The organism is Streptomyces alboniger (genome assembly GCF_008704395.1).
Classification (GTDB): Bacteria; Actinomycetota; Actinomycetes; order Streptomycetales; family Streptomycetaceae; genus Streptomyces; species Streptomyces alboniger.
In genome coordinates, this window is sequence record NZ_CP023695.1 from 3,232,681 (window position 1) to 3,256,203 (window position 23,523).

The following is a 23,523-nucleotide window of genomic DNA, read 5'->3' on the forward strand; positions in this document are numbered from 1 at the left end:
GACTGCCCCCAACCTCGCTCATGAGGGCCGAATTCCTTGTGAAGAACTTCACGAACTTTCCCGACGGTCCGTCGTCGAAGGGCTCCGGAGTCAGTCGTTCCGGGTGCGCAGCCCGCTCAGGAGCCGGTCCAGCGCCCGCTCCGCCCCGCCCGGCGCCCCCGGATCCTCGGACCGGGCCAGCCACAGCGCCGCCTCGTTCATCGCCCCCGACAGGAGCCGCGCCAGCGGTTCGACCGGCTGGTCCTCGATGACCCCGGCCCGCACGAGGGCGTCGAGCGCCTCGGTGAGATGCCGGGCGGAGGAGTCCTCGTCCATGGCCCGCCACTCGTCCCACCCGAGCACGGCCGGGGCGTCTGTCAGCACGACGCGGCGCACCACCGGATCGCGCCCGGCGGCGAGGAAGGCCCGGCAGCCGGCCCGCAGCTGCTCCCAGGGGTCCACGTACCGCCCGGCGGCCTCGGCCACCCTCTCGCCCAGCTCTCGCTGCACCTCGGCGACGACGGCCCGGAAGAGCCCCGCCTTGCTCTCGAAGTGGTGGTAGGCCGCCCCCTTGGTCACCCCGGCAGCCTGCGCCACCTCGGCGAGAACGACATCGTGATAACCGTCGACGGCGAATCTCCGACGCCCCTCGGCGAGCAGCGCCCGCCGGGTCGCCGCCCGCTGCTCGGCCCGCATGCCAGCCATGCCCGACCCGCCCTTCCTTTTCGCATACCCCAGGTATGTTACCGTCCCCTCCTCGCATACCCGGGGTATGCGAGGAGGCCCGCACAGGCAGAGGGAGACAGCCATGACGGTCAAGCTCGGCAGCTTCTACCCGGTGATCGCCACCAGCGATGTCGCCGCGGCACGCCACTTCTACACCCGCCACTTCGGCTTCGAGGTGACCTTCGAGGCCGACTGGTACGTGAGCCTCCACCGCCCGGACGCCCCGCAGTACGAGCTGGCCCTGCTCGACCACACCCACCCGACCCTCCCCGAGGGCCACCGCACCCCGCTCAGGGGCGGCCTCCTGCTCAACTTCGAGGTCGACGACGCCGACGCGGAACACCACAGACTGGTGGGCGAGGCGGGCCTGCCCGAACTCCTCTCCCTGCGCACGGAGGAGTTCGGCCAGCGCCACTTCATCGTCGCGGCACCGGACGACGTCATGATCGACGTCATCACGGTCGTGCCGGCGACCGGGGAGTACGCGGGGCAGTACGTCCAGTAGACGCCGCTCAGTCCAGCAGCCGCTCGTCGTCGATCTCCCGCGCCACCTGGTACGCAATGCCGTCAAGGATGTCGTGCTCGCTCACGACCACCTCCTCCGCGCCGATCCTGTCCATGATCGCCAGCAGCACCAGGGCGCCCGACGCGATCACGTCGACGCGGCCCGGGTGCATTGCCGGGATCCCGGCGCGCTCGGCGTGCGTCGCGGTCATCAGGCGCTCGGTGATGGCGGCGACCTGGTCGTACGCGAGGCGGGAGTGGTGGATCGCGGCGCTGTCGTAGGTCTCCAGGCCGAGCGCGATCGCGGCCAGCGTGGTGACCGAGCCCGCGAGGCCCACCAGGGTGCGCGCCTCCTTCAGCGGGACCGTGTCCTCGGCGAGGTCGAGCGCCGCCTCGATGTCCGCGCGGACCGCGGCGAACTGCTCCCGTGTCGGGGGGTCCGCGACGACCCCGTCGCGTACGAGATGACGCTCGGTCATCCGGACGCAGCCGACGTCCACCGAGCGGGCCGCCCGCACCTTCTCCGCGCCGACCACGAACTCCGTGGAGCCGCCGCCGATGTCCACGACCAGATACGGCTTGGCGAGGTCGTCGCGGCCCGTCAGCTCCTTGGTCGCGCCGGTGAAGGAGAACTCCGCCTCCTGCGCGCCGGTGATGACCTCCGGCTCGACGCCCAGGATGTCCAGGACGCCCCGCACGAACTCGTCGCGGTTCTCCGCGTCGCGGGACGCGGAGGTGGCGACGAAGCGGACACGCTCGGCGCCGTGCGCCTTGATCGCCTCGGCGTACTCGCGGCAGGCCGCGAAGGTGCGTTCGAGGGCCTCGGGGGCCAGCCGCCCCGTCCTGTCGACGCCCTGGCCGAGGCGGACGATCGTCATCCGTCGGTCCAGGTCGTCGAGTGCGCCCGTGACCGGGTCGGTGTCCGCGACCAGGAGGCGGATCGAGTTCGTGCCGCAGTCGACGGCGGCGACACGGGTCACGCGTCGTCCTCGGGCGCGCACGGGGTGACACAGGGGCCCTTCGCCCACCACTCGGGCAGCATCGCGATCGCCTCGTCGCCGAGCGGGTTCACCCCGGGGCCCGCGGCCAGGGAGTGGCCGACCAGGACGTGCAGGCACTTCACGCGGTCCGGCATACCGCCCGCGCTCGGGAAGCCCTCCAGGACCTCGATGGCGTCGCGGCGCGCGATGTAGTCCTCGTGGGCCGCGCGGTAGGCGGCGGCCAGCTCGGGGTCGGTCGTAAGCCGCTCCGACATCTCCTTCATGACGCCGTTGGCCTCAAGGGTGCCGATCGCGGACGCGGCCCGCGGGCACGTCAGGTAGTACGTGGTCGGGAACGGCGTCCCGTCCGGGAGGCGCGGCGCCGTCTCGACGACGTCCGGCTGTCCGCAGGGGCAGCGGTGCGCGATGGCCCGCAGCCCGCGCGGCGGACGGCCGAGCTGCTGCTTGAAGGCCTCGACGTCGGCGTCGGTGGGCTCGGTGCGCGGGGTGGTCGGCGGGGGCGTTTCCATGCCTGTCTTTCCATCAGTGGTCGATCGACGAGGCGATCGACGGGTCAGTCGTCCGAGCGGTCGGCCTTGTCGACGCCGTCCCAGACGTTCGAGTACCAGGGGCGCGAGGCCGCCCCCTGATCCGCGCGCCGGCTCTTCGCCGCCGCGGGGTCGATCACGGTGAAGCCGGTCTCGCCCGGCATCACGTAGTGCAGCCGGTCCCGGATGCGCTGCTCCGCGTACGCGTCGTCCTGCCAGCGGGCCTTCTCGTCGCGGAGCTTCTCGACGTCCGCCCGGTGCTCGGCCTTCTGCCGGCGCAGGTCGTCGATCTCGGCGCGCTGGGAGACGTACTGCCTCATCGGGTACGCGAGCGCGACGACCAGGGAGCAGATGACGAGCGCGAGCAGGGCCGCGCGGCCGGTGAGCCGGGAGCGGCGCGCCTGGCGCTTGGTCTGGGATCGGTAGACGCGCTCGGCGGTCTGTTCGCCGAGCAGCCGCAGACGGGTAGCCGTGGAGAACCGGTCCTTGGTCCCGGCCTTGGCCATGGTTCCGCCTCCCCAGAGCAGCGCGGCGCGTAAACGTACGTACGTCCCCGCACACGGTACGGGACCGGGTGCGGGGACGTAGGTAACTACGTGGCTGCGCGAGCGTGCTCAGCCCGTGGCGCGGCTCAGCCCTTGAAGCGCGGGAAGGCGCTGCGGCCGGCGTAGACCGCGGCGTCGTCGAGGATCTCCTCGATGCGCAGGAGCTGGTTGTACTTGGCGACGCGCTCGGAGCGGGCCGGGGCACCGGTCTTGATCTGGCCGCAGTTGGTGGCGACGGCCAGGTCGGCGATGGTGACGTCCTCGGTCTCGCCGGAGCGGTGGGACATCATGCACTTGAAGCCGTTGCGCTGGGCCATCTCGACGGCGTCCAGGGTCTCGGTCAGCGAACCGATCTGGTTGACCTTGACGAGCAGGGCGTTGGCCGAGTTCTCCTCGATGCCGCGGGCCAGGCGCTCCGGGTTGGTGACGAACAGGTCGTCGCCGACCAGCTGCACCTTGTCGCCGAGCTTCTCGGTGATGGTGTTCCAGCCGGCCCAGTCGTCCTCGAACAGCGGGTCCTCGATGGAGACGAGCGGGTACGAGGAGACCAGCTCCGCGTAGTACTCGGTCATCTCGGCGGCCGTGCGGGACTTGCCCTCGAACTGGTAGGTGCCGTCCTTGTAGAACTCGGACGCGGCGACGTCGAGGGCGAGCGCGATCTGCTCGCCGGGCACGTAACCGGCCTCCTTGATGGCCTCCAGGATGAGGTCCAGGGCGGCGCGGTTGGAGTCGAGGTTCGGGGCGAAGCCGCCCTCGTCGCCGAGGCCGGTGGCCAGGCCCTTGCTCTTCAGGACCTTCTTCAGCGTGTGGTAGACCTCGGTGCCCCAGCGCAGCGCCTCGGAGAACGACTCGGCGCCGATCGGCGCGATCATGAACTCCTGGATGTCGACGTTGGAGTCGGCGTGCGACCCGCCGTTGAGGATGTTCATCATCGGGACGGGCAGCAGGTGCGCGTTCGGGCCGCCGAGGTAGCGGAAGAGCGGCAGGTCGCTGGCCTCGGAGGCGGCGTGCGCGACGGCCAGGGAGACGCCGAGGATGGCGTTGGCGCCGAGCGAGGCCTTGTTGTCCGTGGCGTCCAGGTCGAACATCGCCTGGTCGATGAGGCGCTGCTCGGTGGCGTCGTAGCCGACCAGCTCCGGGCCGATCTGCTCGATGACGGCGAGGACGGCCTTCTCGACACCCTTGCCCTGGTAACGGTTGGGGTCACCGTCACGGAGTTCGATGGCCTCGAAGGCACCGGTGGAGGCGCCGGACGGGACGGCGGCACGACCGGTGCTGCCGTCGTCGAGGCCGACCTCGACCTCGACCGTGGGGTTGCCTCGGGAGTCCAGGATTTCCCGGGCTACGACGACGTCGATGGACGGCACGAGCATCTCCTTCTGGGAGTGTGACGCGTAAACACGATTACGCGGGGCCGCTTCGGCCCTGCGTCTCCCGAGCCTAACCGGCCCGGAGGCTTCGGCCAGCCGACCGCCCGTCCCGTGGGACGGGCAACGGCCCAAATACTGGGGAAACGGGACGGAAGCCCGTGTTTCTACTCACCGGTAGCCAGGTCTGCTCGCTGTCGGCGAACAGCGGGCGGACAGCAGTCGGACGGCGGGGGGGCAGCGGCCGACATGGCCCCGCCCCGGTGCGTACGGGGGATACGCGCACCGGGGCGGGGAGCCCGTGGGGACGGGGAAGCGGCCGTGCGTCCGCCGAGGCACGGCCGCGGGAGGGGTCAGCTCAGGTGGAGCTGCTGGCCCGGGAAGATGAAGTCGGCGTCGTCGATGATGTCGCCGTTGAGCTTGTAGACCTTCTGCCAGCCGCCCTTGACGTCGTGCGCCTCGGCGATCTTGGACAGCGTGTCGCCGGTCTTGACCTTGTACTCGCCGTCGCCCTTCTCGACCTTCTTGCCGGTCGGGGTCTCGACGGTCTTCTTCGACTCGGTCTGCGGCGCGGGCTGCGGCTTCGGGGCGGCCTGCTTCGGCGCGGCCTGCTGCTGCGGGGCGGACTGCTGCTGCGTCTGCTGCGGCTGCGGCTTGCTCTGCTGCTGCGGGGCCTGCTCCTGCGAGCCGCCGCCGCTGCTGGGCGAGGCGCCCGAGAGGCCGACGCCGCAGGACGGCCAGGCACCCTTGCCCTGTCCGGCGAGGACCTTCTCGGCGATCTCGATCTGCTGGGCCTTGGAGGCCTTGTCGGCGGTGGGCGCGTACTTCGTACCGCCGTAGGCGGCCCAGGTGGACGGCGAGAACTGGAGACCGCCCTGGTAGCCGTTGCCGGTGTTGATCGACCAGTTGCCGCCGGACTCGCACTGGGCGACGGCGTCCCACTCCTGGGGGGTGGCGGCGGAGGCGGAGCCCGCGGCCATCAGCGGGGCGGCCACGGCGGCACCGGTGACACCGGCGAGCGTGACGACACGGGTGGCCTTGGACGGACGGCGGTGCTTGCCCTTGCTGGAAAACAGCATGAGTTGATCCCCTCACCGACGCCTGCGAGGTGAGCTGTCGGGTTCGGGCCAGTGAAGTTGCCCGGTCGCACTCTCCCGAGTGCGACTTCACCCCTAGCCGGTCCCGTACGTCCCGCTCCCTCTCGGAAGCCGGCGTCCGGACCCGGCGCTTACCTTGGGTCCCCCGCTCCTGCCTACGGCGCTATAAGCGACGACTGTTCCCGTCCGGCCGTTGGCAGGATTCGGCGTACCGACCGGCGGGGCCCACCAATGGCGAGCGGTGACGACCGTAGTCACGCGATCGCCGGAATTTCAAAGACGATCAGGGCTTCTGAGACCCATCTCTCACTCGCGCCAATGCGGACATTCAGCGCGAAGTACCCCCCGGACGGTTCGTCAACTACCCCTACTTTTCGCCCAAATCGAGGCTCTGACCGGGGAGGATGAGGTCCGGGTCGTCGCCGACGGTCTTCTTGTTCTCGGCATAGAGGCCGTGCCAACCGCCCTTGACGTCGAGGTCGTCGGCGATGACCGAGAGGTTGTCCCCGGAGCGGACCGTGTACGTCCCGTCGGCGACCTTCTCCGTGCGTTCGGCGCCGCGCGAGGCGTGCCGTCCCGGACGGTCGCCGCCGCTCTCGCTGCCCGCGGCGGGGCCCTCGGCCGCGCGGTCGCCGCGGTGGCGGCCGGGGGCGGAGTCGTCGGAGGGGGCGGCCGGGTCACCGGAGTCCGAGCCCGAGGCATCCGAGGCGTCGGAGGAAGTGCCGTCCTTGCGGCCGGACTTGCCGGAGTCGCCCGCCTTGCCCTTGTCGTCCTTGTCGCCCGACTCGTCGTGATTCTTGTCTCGTGAGGCGTCGTCGGAGCCGGGCGTGGCGCTCGCGTCGTCGGCGGAGCCCGGGGCGCCTGACGCGTCGTCGGACGGGTCGGCGGAGTCGGAGGACTTCTCGTCCGACGCGCCGCCCTTCTCGCCCGTCCCCTTGTCCGCCTTCTTGTCGGCCTTCTCGTCGGCCTTCTCGTCCGTCCCCTTATCCGGGTTGTCCGGGGCCTTTCCGGAATCGGCCGAGTCGGTGGACTCCGGCAGGACCGGGTCGCCCGGGTCCACGTCGGCCTCGGCGCCGCCGTCGGTGAGTCCGGCGATCGGGGCGCAACTCGGCCAGGCCTTGGGGCCCTGGGCGTCGAGGACCTTCTCGGCCACGGCGATCTGCTGGGACTTGGAGGCCTGGTCCGCGCTCGGCGCGTAGTCGAGGCCGCCGTACTGCTCCCACGTCTCCTGGGAGAGCTGGAGTCCTCCGTAGTAACCGTTCCCCGGGTTGGCGCTCCACGCGCCGCCGCTCTCGCACTGGGCGAGCTTGTCCCACGTCACCGTCTCGGCGGCGCTCGCGCCGGTGGCTCCGAGGAGCGGGATGGCGATGGCGGATCCGGTGACTCCTGCCGCGACGATCAGGGCCGGGGCCTGGCGGGGGCGTCGGTGACGACCATTGCCGGAGAGCATGCGGTTGCCTTTCACGAGACTATTGCGGCGACTTGGGCACCGGGTGCCCGAGTCGACGTGAACGTAGCCGCAGTCGAACACTTGTCACAAGTCGATGCAGCGGAGATCACGTGAACATCACATTTGTGACGGCCCGTCAGCTACAGCTCGAACGGCGGTCGATTCTGTGCGGTTGTGAACTCCACCGGCAGGGTGCGCAGTCCGCGCATGATCAGCCCGCCACGCCACCGCAAATCGGCGGGATCCGAGGCGAGTCGCAGATCGGGAAGGCGCCGCAGGAGGGTGGCGAGGGCGGCCTGGGCCTCCAGGCGGGCGAGCGGGGCGCCGAGGCAGTAGTGGATGCCGTGCCCGTATCCGAGGTGCTGGTTGTCGGTGCGGGAGAGGTCCAGGGTGTCGGGCCGCTCGAAGCGTTCGGGGTCGCGGTCGGCGGCGGCGAGCACGACGAGTACGGGGTCGCCGGCCGCGATGCGCTGCCCGCCGACGGTCAGCGCCTCGGTGGCGAACCGCCAGGTGGCCAACTCCACGGGCCCGTCGAAGCGGAGCAGTTCCTCCACGCCCGTCTCCAGCAGGCCCATGTCGCCCTCCGCCAGCGCCTTTTGCAGACGCGCGCGTTGCTCGGGGTGGGTGAGCAGGGCGTACATGCCGTTGCCGATGAGGTTGACGGTTGTCTCGAAGCCGGCGAAGAGAAGGATGAAGGCCATGGCGGCGGCCTCGTTCTCCGTGAGGTGCTCGCCGCGGTCGGAGGCGCGGATGAGACCGGAGATGAGGTCGTCGCCGGGGGCCAGGCGCTTGCGGTGGATCAGATCGGCCAGATAGCCGCGCATCTTCTTCACCGACCGCGCGACCCCGCCCCGGGGTCCGCCCCCGTGGCGGATCATCATGCCGGCCCAGTCGCGGAAGTCGTCCTGGTCCTCGCGGGGGACGCCGAGCAGGTCGCAGATGGCGTAGATGGGGAGCGGGAAGGCGAACTCGTGGATGAGGTCGGCCTCGCCCCGCCCGGCGAAGTCGTCGATCAGGCCGTCCGTCAGCTCCTGTACGCGCGGTGCGAACTCGGCGACGCGGCGCGGGGTGAACGCCTTCGACACGAGGCGGCGCAGGCGGGTGTGGTCCGGCGGGTCGATGTTGAGCAGATGCGTCATCAGCTCGGCCTTGCGCTCGCCGGGGATGCCGGTCTTGCCCTTGGCGTGCGCGGACTCGTCGTGGTGCGCGGGGTTCTTGCTGAGCCGCTGGTCGGCGAGCGCTTGCCGGGCGTCCGCGTACCGGGTGACCAGCCAGGCCTCGATGCCGCTGGGCAGCGTGGTCCTGTGCACCGGGGAGTTCTCCCGCAGCCAGGCGTAGGCGGGGTAGGGGTCGGTGGCGAACTCCCAGGTGAAGAGCTCTGGCCCCTGGGCCTTGGGCGGTGTCTGCTGGGGGCACCCGGCGGGGGGCTGGTCGGGCTGCTGGTCGGGCATGGGACGACGGTACTGGCCGGGGGCCTTGGGTGGGGTGGGGGGCTTCGGTGGGTGGGCGGTGGGTGGCGGGTTTCGTGTGGTCCCTCGCGGTTCCTCGCCGGGGGCGGTCTGAGCGGGCCTCGCCTGCGGCGGGGCTGGGCGGGGCTTGCCGCCCTCCCTCGCCGTGGACGGGTGCGGGTCTATTTGTGGTTGCTCGCGCCGTTCCCCGCGCCCCTGCGGCGCGCTTCGCGGCCCTCCGCTGTGCGCACCGCGTCTCGGTAGGCCCGTGCCGCTGCTCGTAGGGAGGCTTCCGGGTCGATGCCCTCGGCTTCTGCTCGGAGTGCCAGTGCGAGGAGTTCGTAGCCCACGCCCTCGCCCTTCGGGAGCTGGACGTCCAGGCCCGCCGTCCGGACGCGTGAGGCGAGCTTCGCGGTGAGGGCCAGGGACGGCTGGCCCAGCGGGATGCCCTCCGTGAGCGAGGTGCGCCGCTTCTCCTCCGCCTTGGTCCGCAGCCAGTGCGCCTTCACTTCCTCGGGAGTGTCCGCCGAGTCGTCGCCGAACACGTGCGGATGGCGGTGGATGAGCTTGTCCACGATGCCGCCCGCCACGTCGTCCACGGAGAAGGGCGCCTCGGGGTCCTCCTGGGCGATGCGGGCGTGGAAGACGACCTGGAGCAGCACGTCGCCGAGTTCCTCGCGCAGTTCCTCGCGGTCGCCGGTCTCGATCGCCTCGACCAGTTCGTACGCCTCCTCGATCCCGTACTTCGCCAGGCCCTTGTGCGTCTGCTGCGAGGACCAGGGGCACTCCTCGCGGATCTGGTCCATGACCTGGACGAGGTCCAGCAGGCGGGCGCCCGGCAGGTCGTAGGAGGCGGGGAGCAGTTCCAGGTCCGGCATCGCGACCCGGCCCGAGCCCGCGAGGCTGGCCAGGCCGTCGGTGAGGGGGCGGTCCCCCTCGGCGCCGGCGACGACGAGGACCGTGCGCCCGCCCGCGCAGGCGTCCACCAGTTCCTCGGCGGTGGGCGACGCGTGCGTCACGGCCACGCCGGCCTCGCGCAGATACGGCAGCTGGGGGTGGTCGGCGTCGCCGCACAGCACCTCGTCGGCGTCGCGCAGGGCCTGCCAGGCGGGCCAGGACAGGAGGCCGGGCGCCACGCGGTGGCTGGTGGTCAGCAGGATGACTCGGCCGACGGCCGCTGCGGCGGTGGCGGCCGTGGTGGTGGCGGTGGTGTCGTTCACCTGACGAACGTAACCCAGCCCCCCGAGGGGAATTGTTCCCGGCTCCCGCCCGGCGGCCCCTATGCCTGGCGGTCCCCGGCGGCCGCCCCGGACTCCGTCACCTGGCGCACCCACGGCGTCTTCGCGTCCGCGCGCTTGTTCTTGTCGACGTCCCAGGTGCCGTAGCGCGGGTTCAGGTCGATGTCGAGCTTCTTGGACGCGGCCGTCAGGGCCTTCCAGAAGAGCGCCTGGCCCTGCGGCGAGTTCATGTCCGCGTCCAGCTTCTTCGCGAGCTTCTGCGCCTCCACCTCCGTACGGAGGCTGTCGTCGAGGCGGGCCGGGGCGACGCTGTACTGCTGGAGCCAGGCCTCCTCCAGTGCCTTCCTGCCGCCCGCCTGCTGTTCCAGGCCCGCCCGCATGGTCTGGACGTCGCGGCGCGTGACGCTCACCCCGGCGTCGGCGGCCGCGCGGTGCAGCACCTCGTCGAGGACCATCGTGTGCAGCGTGGCGCGGGTGAGGCCGCCGGACTTGGAGATGGCCTGCGCGTACTGGGCGTCGTCGGGGATGGCGGCCCGCTGCGCGTCGCGCACCTCGTTCACCCGGCCCTCCAGCTGCGCGACCGTGATGCGGTCGCCGCCGATGACGGCCGCGGCGCCGGGGTGCGCCTCGCTGCCGCAGGCGGTGAGGAGGGGGGCCGCGGCGAGCGCGGCGGTGGAGAGGATGAGCGCTGTGCGACGACGGCGGTGCAAGTGAGCCTCCCGAGGAGATTGTGCGGCGGTGCACAAAGTCTTGCGGTGATCGATGGTAGGCAGTGGCCGTCTTCTCGGCCAGCTATTCGACCAACGATTCGGCGGGAGTTGGGGCACCCAGGGTCACCCGGCCCGCCCAGGGGCCGACCGCTCCCGCTGTCAGCGGCCCGCTCCCACTCCCGCTGTCAGCGCACCTGCCCGAGCCACTGGAGGGTGCGCCGGATCTCCGCGGGGAAGGGGTGTCCGGGGCCGTGCACGATGTCCGCGTCGTGCAGCAGCCGCGCGAGCGTGTCGTGGGCGGCGGCCCGGTCGCCGAGGGCGAGCAGCAGGTGGCCGATGCGGCGGCGGATCTCCAGGGACTGGCGGCGGTCGTCCGTCGCGTACTGGTTCTCGTAATAGGGGAGCAGCGCACGGTACTCGGCGAGGGCCGCGGCCGGTTCGCCGAGCTGCTCCAGGCACTGCGCGGCCTCGTAGCGGAACTGGAGGGAGTGCGGGTCGGCGTGGCCCGACTCGGCGGCCCGCTCGTCGGCGAGGCGCCGCAGTTCGGGCAGGGCGCGGCGGTACTGGCCGTCGTCCATGAGCGTGGCCGCGTACTGCTTGCGGAGTGTGCGGACGACCGGTGAGTTCTCGCCGTGCTCGGCGGCGGCCGCGGGGAGGATCGCGCCGAGGATGTCCACGGCCTGGGTGATGCGGCCCTCGCCGAGGAGCCGCTTGACGTCCTCGACGGCCCGGACGACGTCCTGGCGCGGCGGCGGACTCGGCGGCCGCTGCGGCATGTCGGGGGCGGGCGCGGGCGTCGCGGCGCGGTCCGGCCAGGGCGCGTGCGGGCGCAGGAAGGGCCGGGTGGGGTCGAGCGGGCGGCCCGAGGGGACGCCGCGGGCGGGCAGCAGCGGCGCCAGTTCCTCGTAGACCTGCTGGGCGCTCCCCGGCCGGTGCTGGGGGTCCTTGGCGAGCAGGCGCAGGACCAGGGATTCCAGGGCCTCGGGCACCTCGGGGCGCAGTCGGCGGACCGGCAGCGGCGGCTCGTACAGGTGGCGGTGCAGGACGCCGAGGGCGGTGGAGCCGGAGAACGGCACGTCGCCGCTGAGGAGTTCGTGCAGGAGCACGCCGAGCGCGTAGAGGTCGGTGTACGGGCCGACGGCGCCGCCCATCGCCTGCTCGGGCGCCATGTACGCGGGGCTGCCGATCGGTGAGCCGGTGTGGGTGAGGCGGGTGGTGTCGGTGTCCATCACGGAGGCGATGCCGAGGTCGAGGACGCTGATCGTGCCGTCCTGCTTGACCATCACGTTCCGCGGTTTGAGGTCGCGGTGGACGATCGGCACGGCGTGCACCGCGGAGAGCACGGCGCACAGCTGGGCGGCGACGGCGACGGCCCACGGCCACGGGTAGGGGTCCTGCTCGGCGAGGTGGTCGCCGAGGTCCGCGCCGTCGACGTACTGCATGACGAGGAAGAGGGCCCCGTCCTCGGAGGGCTCGCTGCCCGCGTCGTGCACGGTGACCAGGCCCGGGTGGTCGACCTGCGCGGTGACGCGGCACTCGCGTACGAAGCGGCGGCGCAGCTCCTCGGCCTCGGCGCCCGCGACCCGGTCGGGACGGAGCAGTTTCACGGCGACGCGGCGGTCCAGTCGCTGGTCGTAGGCCGTCCAGACCTGGCCCATGCCGCCCTGGCCGATGAGCGTGGACAGTTCGTAGCGTCCGGCGACGATCCGGCCGCCGGTTCCGTTCCCCGGTACCACGGTCAGCCGCCGCCCTGCTGCTTGCGCAGGTAGTCGCTCAGCTCGTCGAGTTCGGCGCGGACCTGGTGGATGCGGGCGGGCGCGGGGGGCGCGGACGGGGGCGGGGTCTGGTGGACGGGAGGCTGCTGGGCGGGGGGCTGCTGGGCGGGGGGCTCCGGTGCGGTCGGCTGCTGCGGCTGCGGCTGCGGCTGCGGCTGCGGGTAGCCGTACGCAGGCCGCGTCTGCTGGGTCGCGTACCCGTGGAAGGACGGCTGCGGGAGGCGGCTGAAGTGGCGTATCTCCGCGAAGAGGTAGTAGGCGACGGCGGCCATCAGCGTGCAGAGCAGGACCACCATGCCCGCGTTGCCGGGCCCTTGGAACTCCTCCTCGCCCGGGTCCACGCCGATCAGTACGAGCCCCGTGATGTCGAGCGCCGTCACGACGCCGAGGACGATCCAGTCGTGTGCCTTGCGGGTCACGATCGCGAGCCGCACAAGCGGCGCCCACGCGAGCAGGCCGCAGGTCACGACGGCGAGCACTACGAACATCACGCGCAGCGTCACCAGGGTGCCCCCCGGCGGGGGCGGCGGTTGCGGCTGCGCGTAGCCGTGGCCGTGCATGGCTGCTCCTGGTACCTGAAGGACGAACGAATCCGGATCGAGCGTATAGGCCGACCACCGGAAGCGATCCCGGGTTGTACGGAACCGTTGCCGTACTGGTCACGCCGCCGCGGCGGGCCCGCTCGCGTCACCGCGGCGGAAGCGTGCCCTCCGTCAGTCCGTCGTGCATGCCGCGCACCAACTGCTCGCCGAGCCTGCCCGCGAGCCGCAGCGCGTCCTCGAAGGCGGCCAGTTCACGGAACCGCTCGCTGTAGCCGCGCTGCCCGGCAAGCGGCAGCCGGGGCAGCCGGAGCCGGCGGACGTCGAGCCGGGCGGAGGTGGAGGCGTAGCTGCTGGCCCTGCGGTGGCCCGCGGTGCCGCGCAGGAAGCCCGCGACGAACCACGGGTCGAGCGCGGCCGGGTCGGGGCGCAGCAGGGTCAGACCGCGGCCGAGCGCGGCGCCCGCGGTGGCCTCGTCGATCACGCGGGCGGCGGCGCCGCCGCCGAAGACGGGCACGACGACGTCGCCTGGTTCGGTGCGCACGACGGCCTCGTCCGGGGTGCTTTCGTGGGCGCTTCCGGAGGGTGCGCCGCCGTTCAGGACGTCGTGGTCGGTGAGGACGGGCACGCCGGGGCCCCCGGCGCCGGTTCCGGTGTGCAGGGTGAGGGCGCCCGCCCTGGCCAGTTCGCCGACGGTGGTGGAGGGCGGGTGCGGGGTGTCCGCGGGCTCCCGCTCCGGGCAGGCCGTGAGGGGCGGGGTCAGGTCCGCGGCCCGGCGCAGCGCCTCGCCCAGGTCCTCCCGTACGGTCGCCAGCTCGGTGCCGCCGCCCGGGGCCGGGGGCGGCAGCCTGCGGGCGGGGGCCAGGTCGACCTCGTCGTCGAGGAGTTCGAGGACCGGCACCGAGCGGGCGAGGCCGGGGCGCTCCTCGGCCGTGCCGTGCCGGTCGAAGGAGCGCCAGGCGTCGAGGACGGTGTCCTGGACGGCGGGCCACAGCTGCTTGTCGCGGCCGTCGGCGGCGAGGATCCCGGCCGCCTCCACGAGGAGCAGTTCGGGCGCGGGCGGGGTGGCCGGGCCCGGCCTGCGCAGCACCCAGACGTGCAGGGGCAGGTTGTAGGGGGGTGCGGCGCCGGCCGGCAGGGCGATCACCGCGCGCAGGGCGCCGCGGCGCAGCAGGTCGGCGCGGATGCGGCGGCCCGAGCGGCGGGAGGCGGCGGCGGGCGGCATCAGCAGGACGGCGGTGCCGCCGTCGACGAGCCGGGCCAACGCGTGCTGGACCCAGGCCAGTTCGGACTCGGCGCGGGCCGGGAAGCCGTACTCCCAGCGGGTGTCGTAGGCCAGTTCGTCATGGCCCCAGTTGCGTTCGTTGAACGGCGGGTGGCAGAGCACGGCGTCGGCCCTGCGGTCGGCGTAGGCGTCGGCACGCAGGGTGTCGGCGGCCATGGTGCGCACGGTCGCGTCGGAGTGCAGGGCGAGGCGCAGCGCGGTGAGGGCGGCCAACTCGGGTGCGCTGTCCTGGCCGTACAGGTGCCGGCCGGGGCGCGGTGGCACGGCGCGCAGCAGGGCGCCGGTGCCGCAGGCGGGGTCGAGGACGGTGCGGGCGGGGGCCCCGCTCACGGCCAGCTCGGCCATGAGCGCCGCGGGGCCCGCCGGGGTGAGCGTGTACTGGCGGGGGTTGGCGTCGGTGTGCCGGCCGAGCAGGAACTCGTACGTCTGCTTGGCGCCCAGCTCGGCCGCCAGCTCCGCGACGCCGCGCAACAGCGGTACGGACGGCAGGAGTTCGGCGGGCTCGGGGAGGTGGACGGCGCGCTCGCCCCGCGCCCCGAAGCGCATCGCGACGACCTCGTCGAGCCGGTCGGGCAGGAGCTGGGCCATCCGCTCGTCCGAGACGGCGCTCACCGCGAGCCAGGCGGGCGGCCTGTCGCGGAGCAGGAGCAGGGCGCAGCCCGTGTGCAGGAGGGCGGTGACGGGCCCGGCGGGATGTCCGGCGAGCTGCTGCCAGACGCGTTCGCGCAGGGGGACCTCGACGAGCTTGCCCTGGGCGCGCAGCCAGCGTTCGACGTCGGCGAGCGCGAAGGAGGGGCTGGTCTCCGTGCCGCCGACGGGCCTCGGGAAGTCCCCATGCCTGCGGCGCCAGTTGCTGACGGCGGCCCGGCCCACCCCGGCCAGCCTGGCGATTCCGGCGGCGGTCACCTCGGTCGCGTCGTCCCGCGGCTTCATTGCAGCAGCTCCCCTCGTCGCGCGGGGTCAGTCGCGCGGAGTCGAGCATACCCAGAGCGCCCGCCGCACGGAGGGCTTCACGCGTGTTAACAACTGTTTCACATAGCGTCAGGTTGACTCGGTTCACAGCATTCTGCTGTGATGACTCCACCGAACGACTTCTCTGGGGGGTCCCCATGCGTCACCACCTGCGTCACCCGCGTCTGCGCCGTACCGCGATCGCCGCCGTCTGTCTCGCCACCGCCGCCACGGCGGGCCTCACGGCCTGCGGCAGCGAGGGCGGATCCGCGAAGAAGGCGGAGAAGGGCCCCTTCGCCGGCATGTCCGGCGGCGAGATCGCCGAGAAGGCCGTCGAGACGACCTCGGACGCCAAGTCCCTGCGCATCAAGGGCGATGTCCCGGACGGCGAGGGCGGGATGCTCGCGCTGGACATGGCCATGGACACCAAGGGCAAGTGCGCGGGCACCATGGGCATGAACAAGGAGGGGTCGATCGAGCTGATCGTCCCGGGCAAGACCGTCTACATGAAGTACGACGAGAAGTTCCTGCGCGCGCAGAGCAAGGGCGAGCCCGAGGCCGACGTGCAGGCCACCGTGGACATGCTCGCGGACCGCTGGGCGAAGACGAAGGCGACGAGCGCCGACGCGAAGGAGATCGCCGCGTTCTGCGACCTCGACACCGTGCTCGCCGACTTCAAGGGCGTCAGCTCCGTGGCCCGCAGGGGTGGGACGACCAAGGTCGACGGCACCCCCGCGATCAAGCTCACGGAGACCGACGGCAAGGAGAAGTACACCCTCTACGTCGCCACCGAGGGCAAGCCGTACCTGCTGCGGGTCGACACGGAGAAGGGCGCGAAGGTCGACACCCTGAACTTCCGTGACTACGACAAGCCGGTCAAGGCGACGGCGCCGACCGGTGACGTCCTCGACCTGGACAAGCTGTAAGGCTGACGCGCCTCGCTCACAGCGTGTACGGGGCCCCTTCGGGGCCTCGGGTATGCGCCCCGAAGGGGCGCGGGGAACTGCGCGATCAGCCCCACACGCCCGCAGAAATCGCCTCAGTCGGCACGGAAGCGTGGCGGCGCGCTCGTCGGGGCGGCGCCGGTTGGAAGCTTCCTGTCAGGGCAAGCCGACAGCACCTTCTTCATCGCGTCCCGTTCCGCCGCCGTCACCCACACCCCGTACTTCTTCTTCACCCCGACCTGCCCGGCCACGTACGCGCAGCGGTACGCCTTGTTCGGCGGCAGCCAGGTCGCCGTGTCGCCGTCGCCCTTGCTGCGGTTGGGGCCCGCGTCGACGGCGAGGAGGTTCAGGGGGTCGTTGGCGAAGGCGATGCGCTTGCCCGGCTCCCACCGGGCGGCGCCCTTCTGCCAGGCGTCCGAGAGCGCGACCAGGTGGTCGATGTCGACCTGGCTGCGACCGCGCCGGAACGTCACGTCCTTGCCGGAGTAGGGGTCGGGCGCCAGCCTGCCCGCGGCGACCTGGCAGTCCCCGCTCCGGTACGTGACGCCCTTCAGGTCCCGCTTGAGTATGTCGTCCCGGGTGGGGCAGCCGTTGGAGTCCGTGTCGGCCCAGGCGCTGCCGAACCGCGCCCGGTCGTAACCGGTCTTGGGCGCGCGGCCCTTGACGGTGAGCGTGTCGACGGCCGCCAGCGCGGACCCCGCCTTCGCGTCGGGCCCACCGGCGCCGCCCCCGCCCTCTTTGCCGGTGTCCAGCTCGCAGCCCGTGAGCAGCGCGGGCACGGCGACGAGCGCCAGCAGCGCGGACGTGGTGCGGCGGTTCACCGGGCCACCACCGTCGCGCCGAGGGCGAGCGGGGCGGGCGTGACGACCTCCGCGTAGACCCCGACGCACATGTCGCGGTCGGCGGTGAGGGTCTTCAGGACGCGGCTGTCCGCGGGCAGTTCGAGCTGCGCCTGGGTGGTCATCACACAGCGCTTGATCCGCTTGCCGACCCGCAGCCGCAGCGGATCCCCCGTGCCGGCGGCGCCGAAGGTGATCTCGCCGCCGACCCAGCTCTCCTCGATCCAGGGTTCGTCGGTCTCGACGACGATGTTCTTGCGCAGCCGCCGTACGTCCACGGGGTCGGCGTCGCCGAGCAGTTCGCCGAGCGCGCGGAGCGAGGCGGTGCCGACGAGGGAGACACCGGCGGCGTCCTGGTGACCGACCTCGCCCTCGCGCGCCAGCTCGGTGCCCTCGCCGAGGAGTTCGGGGATACGGGGGTCGCCGGGGCGCAGGGTCGTGCCGTCCGGCGCGGTGACGACGGGGATGCCGTCATCGTCGTACGCGGCGCGGTACTCCAAGAGGCCCGGGATGCGGCGGAAGCGGCGGCTGTTCTTGCCGCTGCCGAGCTTGCCGTCCGCGTGCCGCACGGCCCACAGCCGGTCGCCGACGGCGCCGCGAGTGTCGAAGACGAGGCGCTCGTGGTCCATACCGAGCATCGACTTCACCGGATAGCTGGCCAGACCGACGACCGTGAGCGGCACGGCGCTCCCCCTCCCCCGGGCGGAATCTCCCCCGGCCACCACCGTAACGGGCGGCCGGCCCGGACCGTTCGAGGGGCCCGGCCTCTTTACCCGCCGGGTAATCGACCGTCCCCCTCCTCCCCCGGCAGGATCAGGCACACCGCCTCAGCAGCCCACTTCCGAGGAGAGCGCCATGTCCGCCACGCCCACCGCCGCCAACGGCCCCGCCGACCGGGCGGACGCCACCCGCGCCACCGTCCAGGAGTTCCTCGCCGCCCGCATCGCCGGGGACACGGCGCGCATGACCGCCCTCTTCGCCGACGAGGTCGACTGGCTGCTCGCCGAGAACCCCGGCGTGCCGTGGATACGGCCGCGCTCCACGGCCGCCGAGTGCGCCGCCCAGTTCACGGAGTTGATGGCACACACCGTGCCCGAGGACGCCCGCGCCGACGTCGACACCTTCCTGGTGGACGGCGCCGACGCGGTCCTGATGGGCCACGTCTCGGGCACCGTACGCGCCACGGGCAAGTCCTTCGCGGGCCCCTTCGCGCTGCGGCTCACCGTGCAGGAGGGCCGGATCACCCGGCACCACCTCTACGAGAACAGCCTGTCGATCGCGCAGGCCTGCACCCCCGCGACCTGACGGCTACGACCCCAGGATCGACGTGAGGAACTCCCCGGTCCAGCCCAGCAGTTCGCGCCCGACCAGCGGCTTGCCGCCCACCTTCGCGGTCTTGGGACGCGGCACCAGGATCTGCTGGGCGTTCGCCTTGATGACCGTGCCGGGGTAGAGCCGCTTGAGCCGCAGCTCCTGCGACTCCCGCAGCTCCACCGGCGCGAAGCGGATGTTGTTGCCCTGGAGGACGATCTCTCCCACCTCGCAGGCGCGGGCGAGCATCCGCAGGCCCGCCACCAGCAGGAGGTTCTCCACCGGCTCGGGCAGCTTGCCGTAGCGGTCGGTCAGTTCCTCGCGTACCGCCCTGATGTCCTCCTCCGTGTTGGCGGAGGCGATGGCGCGGTAGGCCTGGAGGCGCAGCCGCTCGCCGGGGGCGTAGTCGTGCGGGACGTGCGCGTCCACCGGCAGCTCGATCTTGACCTCCAGGGGCGGCTCCTCCTCGACCCCGCCCTCCAGGGACGCGCGGTAGTCGGCGACGGCCTCGCCGACCATGCGTACGTACAGGTCGAAGCCGACGCCCGCGATGTGCCCGGACTGCTCGCCGCCGAGGAGGTTTCCGGCGCCGCGGATCTCCAGGTCCTTCATCGCCACGTACATGCCCGCGCCCATCTCCGTGTGCTGGGCGATGGTCGCCAGACGCTCGTGGGCGGTCTCGGTGAGCGGCTTCTCCGGGGGGTAGAGGAAGTAGGCGTAACCGCGGTCGCGGCCACGGCCGACGCGGCCGCGCAGCTGGTGCAGCTGGGAGAGGCCGAAGTTGTCGCCGCGCTCGACGATCAGGGTGTTGGCGTTGGAGATGTCGATGCCGGACTCGACGATCGTCGTCGAGACGAGCACGTCGAACTTCTTCTCCCAGAAGTCGACGACGACCTGTTCGAGGGCCTGTTCGGACATCTGGCCGTGGGCGGTCGCGATGCGGGCCTCGGGGACGATGTCCCGCAGCCTCGCCGCGGCGCGGTCGATGGACTCGACGCGGTTGTGGATGTAGAAGACCTGGCCCTCGCGCAGCAGTTCGCGGCGGATCGCGGCGCCGATCTGCTTCTCCTCGTACGGCCCGACGAAGGTCAGGACCGGGTGGCGCTCCTCGGGCGGGGTGGTGATCGTGGACATCTCGCGGATGCCGGTCACGGCCATCTCCAGCGTACGGGGGATGGGGGTGGCCGACATGGTCAGCACGTCCACGTTCGCGCGGAGCTTCTTCAACTGCTCCTTGTGCTCGACGCCGAAGCGCTGCTCCTCGTCGACGATGACCAGACCGAGGTCCTTGAACTTGGTCTCGGAGGAGAACAGGCGGTGCGTGCCGATGACGATGTCGACCGAGCCGTCGCGCAGGCCTTCGAGCGTCGCCTTGGACTCGGTCTCCGTCTGGAAGCGGCTCAGCGCCCGTACGTTGACCGGGAACTGGGAGTAGCGCTCGGAGAACGTGCCGAAGTGCTGCTGGACCAGGAGGGTGGTCGGGACGAGGACGGCGACCTGCTTGCCGTCCTGCACCGCCTTGAAGGCCGCGCGGACCGCGATCTCCGTCTTGCCGTAGCCGACGTCGCCGCAGATCAGGCGGTCCATCGGGACCGTCTTCTCCATGTCCTCCTTGACCTCGGCGATCGTGGTGAGCTGGTCGGGCGTCTCCGCGTAGGGGAAGGCGTCCTCCAGCTCGCGCTGCCAGGGCGTGTCGGGGGCGAAGGCGTGGCCGGGCGCGGCCATGCGGGCGGAGTAGAGCTTGATGAGGTCGGCGGCGATCTCCTTGACCGCCTTCTTCGCGCGCGCCTTGGTCTTCGTCCAGTCGGCACCGCCGAGGCGGTGCAGCGTCGGGGCCTCGCCTCCGACGTACTTGGTGATCTGCTCCAGCTGGTCGGTGGGGATGTAGAGGCGGTCGCCGGGCTGACCGCGCTTGGCCGGGGCGTACTCCACGACCAGGTACTCACGGGTGGCGCCCTGGACGGTGCGCTGCACCATCTCGATGTAGCGGCCGACGCCGTGCTGCTCGTGGACGATGTAGTCGCCGGCCTCCAGGGTCAGCGGGTCGATCGTCTTGCGGCGCCGCGCGGGCATGCGCTGGCCGTCCTTGCCGGCCGCCTTCTGACCGGACAGGTCGGTCTCGGTGAGGACGGCGAGCTTCAGCGCCGGGTCGACGAAGCCGTAGTCGATCGAGCCGCAGGAGACGTGCACCAGCGACGGCGTCAGCTCGGTGAGGTCGCCGTCCAGGCGGGCCGCGATGCCCTCGCCGCCGAGGACCTCGACGGTGCGGGCGGCGGGGCCGTGGCCCTCGGTGACGTAGACGGTGCGCCAGCCGTCGGCGAGCCAGCCCTTGGTGTCGGCGAGGGCCTTCGCGGTGTCGCCGCGGTAGGTCTCCGGGGCGTGCATGCCCAGCTTGAGGGTGTTCTCGTCCAGGCCCTCGTCGGCGGCGAAGGGGCTCACCGACCACCACATCATGCCGAGGTCGCGCGCGTGGTCCCGGACGTCCGCGATGCCCCACAGGGAGGCGGCGCCCACGTCGATCGGGGCCTCGCCGCCACCGGCCGTCGCCGCCCAGCTGGCCTGGAGGAACTCCTGCGAGGTCGCCACCAGGTCGGCCGCGCGCGTGCGCACCCGCTCCGGATCGCAGACCACGGCCATGCTGTTCCTCGGCATGACGTCGAGCAGCAGCTCCATGTCGTCCACCAGGACCGGCGCGAGGGACTCCATGCCCTCGACGGCGATGCCCTCGGCGATCTTCCCGAGCAGCTCGCCCAGCTCCGGGTGCTGTTCGGCGAGGGCCGCGGCCCGCTCCCGCACTTCGTCGGTGAGCAGCAGCTCACGGCAGGGCGGCGCCCACAGGCCGTGCTCGGCGACTTCGAGGGAACGCTGGTCGGCGACCTTGAAGTAGCGGATCTCCTCGACGTCGTCGCCCCAGAACTCGACGCGCAGCGGGTGTTCCTCCGTTGGCGGGAACACGTCGAGGATGCCGCCGCGGACAGCGAACTCGCCGCGCTTCTCGACCAGTTCCACCCGGGAGTACGCCGCTGCCGCCAGCGCCTGCACGATCTCGTTCAGGTCGGTGGTCTGACCGGAGCGCAGGGCCACGGGCTCCAGGTCGCCGAGGCCCTTGACCTGCGGCTGGAGCACCGAGCGGACCGGCGCGACGACGACGGAGACCGGGCCGGTCTCCGGGTCGTCCGGGCGGGGGTGCGCGAGGCGCCGCAGGACGGCGAGGCGGCGGCCGACCGTGTCGGAGCGGGGCGAGAGGCGTTCGTGCGGCAGCGTCTCCCACGAGGGGTAGTCGACGACGCCGTCCGGCGGCAGGATCGTGCGCAGCGCCGCGGCCAGGTCCTCCGCCTCGCGGCCCGTGGCCGTCACGGCGAGGACGGGGCGGCCGGAGTCGCGGGCCAGGGCGGCGACGACGAAGGGGCGGGCCGCGGGCGGTCCGACCAGGTCGACGTGCGCGCGGTGGCCGTCGGTGGCGGTCTTGACCGCCTCGGCGAGTGCGGAGTCCTTGACGACAGCGTCGAGCAGACCGTGCAGGCTCATGGAAGGCTTTCTCTCGGGCCGGGGGGCCTCCAGCCTACGACTCCGGGTCGGCCGGTGCGGGTCCTCCACTCGGGGCGCCTGGCGGGGGTGGGCTTTGCCTGACGCACAATGTTCCGACGGCGGGACTGTCGTCCTGCCGCGGGGCTCCGCCCCGGACCCCGCTCCTCCATCTCCCCCAGACTCCGTCCGGGGGGACCCCCAGGGGCTGAATTCTGCTCCCCTCTCCGACCAGAAAGCGCACCCCATGCCCGGAGCCAAGTCCGACGCCCCCGCCCCGGTGTGCGGCGACGGGCTCATACCGTCGCGGGACCAGACCTCTCCCGGCCCTCGCAAGGGGGCCCGCTCCGTCTGGGACCGCGTCCCGTATCTTCTCGCCGCCGCGCTGTTCCTCGCGTACGCCGCGGTGTCCGTCGGGCGCTACCGGCGCATGGAGAGCCGCTCCTGGGACCTCGGGATCTTCGAGCAGGCCGTGCGGGCCTACGCGCACCTCCAGGTGCCGGTCGCCGACCTCAAGGGGCCCGGCGCCAACATCCTCGGCGACCACTTCAGCCCCGTCACCGCACTCCTCGCGCCCGCCTACCGGCTCTTCCCCTCGCCCCTCACACTGCTCGTCGCGCAGGCGCTGCTCCTCGCCGTCTCCGCGATTCCCGTCACCCGCGCGGCGACGCGGCTGCTCGGGCGCGGCTCGGGGCTCGCCGTGGGCATCGCGTACGGGCTTTCCTGGGGGATCCAGCGCGCCGCCGACTTCGACTTCCACGAGATCTGCTTCGCCGTACCGCTCATCGCGTTCTCCCTCGAAGCCCTGCTGCGCAGGCGCTGGCGGGCCGCGCTGCTGTGGGCGCTGCCGCTGGTCCTCGTCAAGGAGGACCTGGGGGTGACGCTCGCCGCGATCGCGCTCGTCGTGGCGGTCCGGGCCCACCGCGGCGGCCACTCCCGGGCCGTGCCCTACGCCCTGGCCGTGCTGGCCTTCGGCGCCGTCGCGACGCTCGTCACGCTCACCCTGATCATTCCGGCGTTCAACTCGGGGGGCGCGTACGACTACTGGGACAAGGTCGGCGAGGGCGGCGCGGCCGCGGGGGCGTTCGGCGGGCTCGACACCAAGCTGCGCACGCTCGCCTGGCTGCTGATCCCCACCACCGGGCTGCTGGCCCTGCGCTCACCGCTGCTGCTCGTCGCGCTGCCCACGCTCGGCTGGCGCTTCCTCTCCGCCGACGACCACTACTGGGGAACCGACTGGCACTACAGCGCCGTCCTGATGCCGGTGGTCCTGCTCGCCCTCGTCGACGCCGTCGACATCCTCCGCCGAAGTGAGCGGCCGTGGCTGCGCCAGTACGCCGACCGGCTGCCGGCCTGCGCGGCCGCCGCCGCGCTGGCCCTGACGACGTCCCTGCCGCTCGCGGGCCTCACCGAGGCGAAGACGTACGAGAAGAGCGAGCGCGTCGTCGCGGTGGAGAAGATGCTCGACCGGGTGCCGGACGGCGCCACGGTCGAGGCGAACATAGGGCCCATCAGCAGGCTCACCTCCCGCGCCCGCGTCTTCTGGGTGGGCGCGGCCCGCCCGGTCGTCCCCCAGTACGTCGCCCTCGACGTGCGGTCCGGCTGGACGAAGGACCCGGTCGCCTACGCCGAGAAGCTGCACCCGGGCACCGAGTACGTGCCCGCGGACACCGCCTACGGATACGTCCTGCTGCGCCGGGACCGAGAGCCCGGCACCCGCTCCTGACCGGCGCACCGGCCCCGGTGGACGCGACTCGCGCGC

General features: G+C 72.4%; 19 protein-coding genes, 2 pseudogenes and 1 riboswitch. Of the genes and pseudogenes, 4 read left to right on the forward strand and 17 right to left on the reverse strand.

The features are described 5' to 3' along the window. Window positions 1-90: 90 nt before the first annotated feature. Window positions 91-684, reverse strand: a complete 594-nt coding sequence (locus tag CP975_RS14165; protein WP_150476941.1) for a TetR/AcrR family transcriptional regulator — start codon at window positions 682-684, stop codon at window positions 91-93. Window positions 685-787: 103 nt separating this feature from the next. Here CP975_RS14165 and CP975_RS14170 point away from each other — a divergent pair, with 103 nt between their 5' ends. Beyond that, window positions 788-1,210 (forward strand): VOC family protein, encoded by a 423-nt coding sequence (locus CP975_RS14170; protein ID WP_055536435.1) that lies wholly within the window; start codon window positions 788-790, stop codon window positions 1,208-1,210. Window positions 1,211-1,217: 7 nt separating this feature from the next. Here the strand turns inward: CP975_RS14170 and CP975_RS14175 are convergent, their stop codons facing one another. The 13 genes and pseudogenes from CP975_RS14175 to CP975_RS14230 all read right to left on the reverse strand — a co-directional run bounded on the left by CP975_RS14175 (window position 1,218) and on the right by CP975_RS14230 (window position 15,124). Continuing rightward, entirely contained in the window at window positions 1,218-2,189 is a 972-nt protein-coding gene (locus CP975_RS14175; protein WP_055536436.1) for a Ppx/GppA phosphatase family protein, read from the reverse strand. Then, window positions 2,186-2,719: a DUF501 domain-containing protein gene (locus tag CP975_RS14180; protein ID WP_055536437.1), complete on the reverse strand. Its 534-nt coding sequence runs from the start codon at window positions 2,717-2,719 to the stop codon at window positions 2,186-2,188. Before CP975_RS14180 ends, CP975_RS14175 begins: the two co-directional genes overlap by 4 nt. 44 nt (window positions 2,720-2,763) lie before the next feature. Further along, window positions 2,764-3,243 carry an FtsB family cell division protein gene (locus CP975_RS14185; RefSeq protein WP_055536438.1) on the reverse strand — a complete coding sequence of 160 codons (480 nt, stop codon included), beginning with the start codon at window positions 3,241-3,243 and terminating at the stop codon, window positions 2,764-2,766. 125 nt (window positions 3,244-3,368) lie between these two features. After that, the gene (gene eno / locus CP975_RS14190) at window positions 3,369-4,649 is read right to left on the reverse strand and encodes a phosphopyruvate hydratase (RefSeq protein ID WP_030792311.1); all 1,281 of its coding nucleotides are present in this window, start codon (window positions 4,647-4,649) and stop codon (window positions 3,369-3,371) included. 353 nt (window positions 4,650-5,002) lie between these two features. After that, window positions 5,003-5,206, reverse strand: a pseudogene (locus tag CP975_RS36600) (LysM peptidoglycan-binding domain-containing protein); the annotation flags it as partial. A 119-nt stretch (window positions 5,207-5,325) separates the two neighbouring features. After that, a pseudogene (locus tag CP975_RS36605) lies at window positions 5,326-5,728 on the reverse strand (transglycosylase family protein); the annotation flags it as partial. Between the two features lie 4 nt (window positions 5,729-5,732). Then, window positions 5,733-5,919, reverse strand: a riboswitch (cyclic di-AMP (ydaO/yuaA leader). Window positions 5,920-6,113: 194 nt separating this feature from the next. Continuing rightward, the gene (locus tag CP975_RS14200; RefSeq protein ID WP_055532420.1) at window positions 6,114-7,196 is read right to left on the reverse strand and encodes a transglycosylase family protein; all 1,083 of its coding nucleotides are present in this window, start codon (window positions 7,194-7,196) and stop codon (window positions 6,114-6,116) included. A gap of 140 nt (window positions 7,197-7,336) precedes the next feature. Next, the gene (locus CP975_RS14205; RefSeq protein ID WP_150476942.1) at window positions 7,337-8,647 is read right to left on the reverse strand and encodes a cytochrome P450 family protein; all 1,311 of its coding nucleotides are present in this window, start codon (window positions 8,645-8,647) and stop codon (window positions 7,337-7,339) included. Between the two features lie 179 nt (window positions 8,648-8,826). Beyond that, a complete protein-coding gene (locus CP975_RS14210; protein WP_150476943.1) occupies window positions 8,827-9,864 on the reverse strand; it encodes a nucleoside triphosphate pyrophosphohydrolase in 1,038 nt (345 codons plus the stop codon). Window positions 9,865-9,923: 59 nt separating this feature from the next. Then, a complete protein-coding gene (locus tag CP975_RS14215) occupies window positions 9,924-10,592 on the reverse strand; it encodes a SurA N-terminal domain-containing protein (protein ID WP_150476944.1) in 669 nt (222 codons plus the stop codon). Between the two features lie 185 nt (window positions 10,593-10,777). Further along, the gene (locus tag CP975_RS14220) at window positions 10,778-12,277 is read right to left on the reverse strand and encodes a serine/threonine-protein kinase (RefSeq protein WP_281292905.1); all 1,500 of its coding nucleotides are present in this window, start codon (window positions 12,275-12,277) and stop codon (window positions 10,778-10,780) included. A 53-nt stretch (window positions 12,278-12,330) separates the two neighbouring features. Beyond that, window positions 12,331-12,927: a hypothetical protein gene (locus CP975_RS14225; RefSeq protein WP_150476946.1), complete on the reverse strand. Its 597-nt coding sequence runs from the start codon at window positions 12,925-12,927 to the stop codon at window positions 12,331-12,333. A 127-nt stretch (window positions 12,928-13,054) separates the two neighbouring features. Then, window positions 13,055-15,124, reverse strand: coding sequence for an N-6 DNA methylase (locus CP975_RS14230; protein ID WP_150476947.1), 2,070 nt, complete (start codon window positions 15,122-15,124; stop codon window positions 13,055-13,057). Window positions 15,125-15,327: 203 nt separating this feature from the next. Here CP975_RS14230 and CP975_RS14235 point away from each other — a divergent pair, with 203 nt between their 5' ends. After that, window positions 15,328-16,068 carry a hypothetical protein gene (locus CP975_RS14235; protein WP_055529757.1) on the forward strand — a complete coding sequence of 247 codons (741 nt, stop codon included), beginning with the start codon at window positions 15,328-15,330 and terminating at the stop codon, window positions 16,066-16,068. A gap of 113 nt (window positions 16,069-16,181) precedes the next feature. Here CP975_RS14235 and CP975_RS14240 read toward each other — a convergent pair whose 3' ends face one another. Next, window positions 16,182-16,907 carry an HNH endonuclease family protein gene (locus tag CP975_RS14240; RefSeq protein ID WP_425474251.1) on the reverse strand — a complete coding sequence of 242 codons (726 nt, stop codon included), beginning with the start codon at window positions 16,905-16,907 and terminating at the stop codon, window positions 16,182-16,184. Further along, window positions 16,904-17,608 (reverse strand): MOSC domain-containing protein, encoded by a 705-nt coding sequence (locus CP975_RS14245; RefSeq protein WP_246201505.1) that lies wholly within the window; start codon window positions 17,606-17,608, stop codon window positions 16,904-16,906. Before CP975_RS14245 ends, CP975_RS14240 begins: the two co-directional genes overlap by 4 nt. Before the next feature lie 172 nt (window positions 17,609-17,780). Here CP975_RS14245 and CP975_RS14250 point away from each other — a divergent pair, with 172 nt between their 5' ends. Further along, a complete protein-coding gene (locus tag CP975_RS14250; RefSeq protein WP_055529743.1) occupies window positions 17,781-18,230 on the forward strand; it encodes a nuclear transport factor 2 family protein in 450 nt (149 codons plus the stop codon). Window positions 18,231-18,233: 3 nt separating this feature from the next. Here CP975_RS14250 and mfd read toward each other — a convergent pair whose 3' ends face one another. Next, on the reverse strand, window positions 18,234-21,764 hold the full coding sequence (gene mfd, locus CP975_RS14255) for a transcription-repair coupling factor (protein ID WP_055529741.1): 3,531 nt from the start codon (window positions 21,762-21,764) through the stop codon (window positions 18,234-18,236). A 244-nt stretch (window positions 21,765-22,008) separates the two neighbouring features. On the opposite strand from mfd, the gene CP975_RS14260 reads away from it, so the two are divergent. Beyond that, a complete protein-coding gene (locus CP975_RS14260) occupies window positions 22,009-23,487 on the forward strand; it encodes a DUF2079 domain-containing protein (protein WP_150476948.1) in 1,479 nt (492 codons plus the stop codon). Window positions 23,488-23,523: the final 36 nt, after the last annotated feature.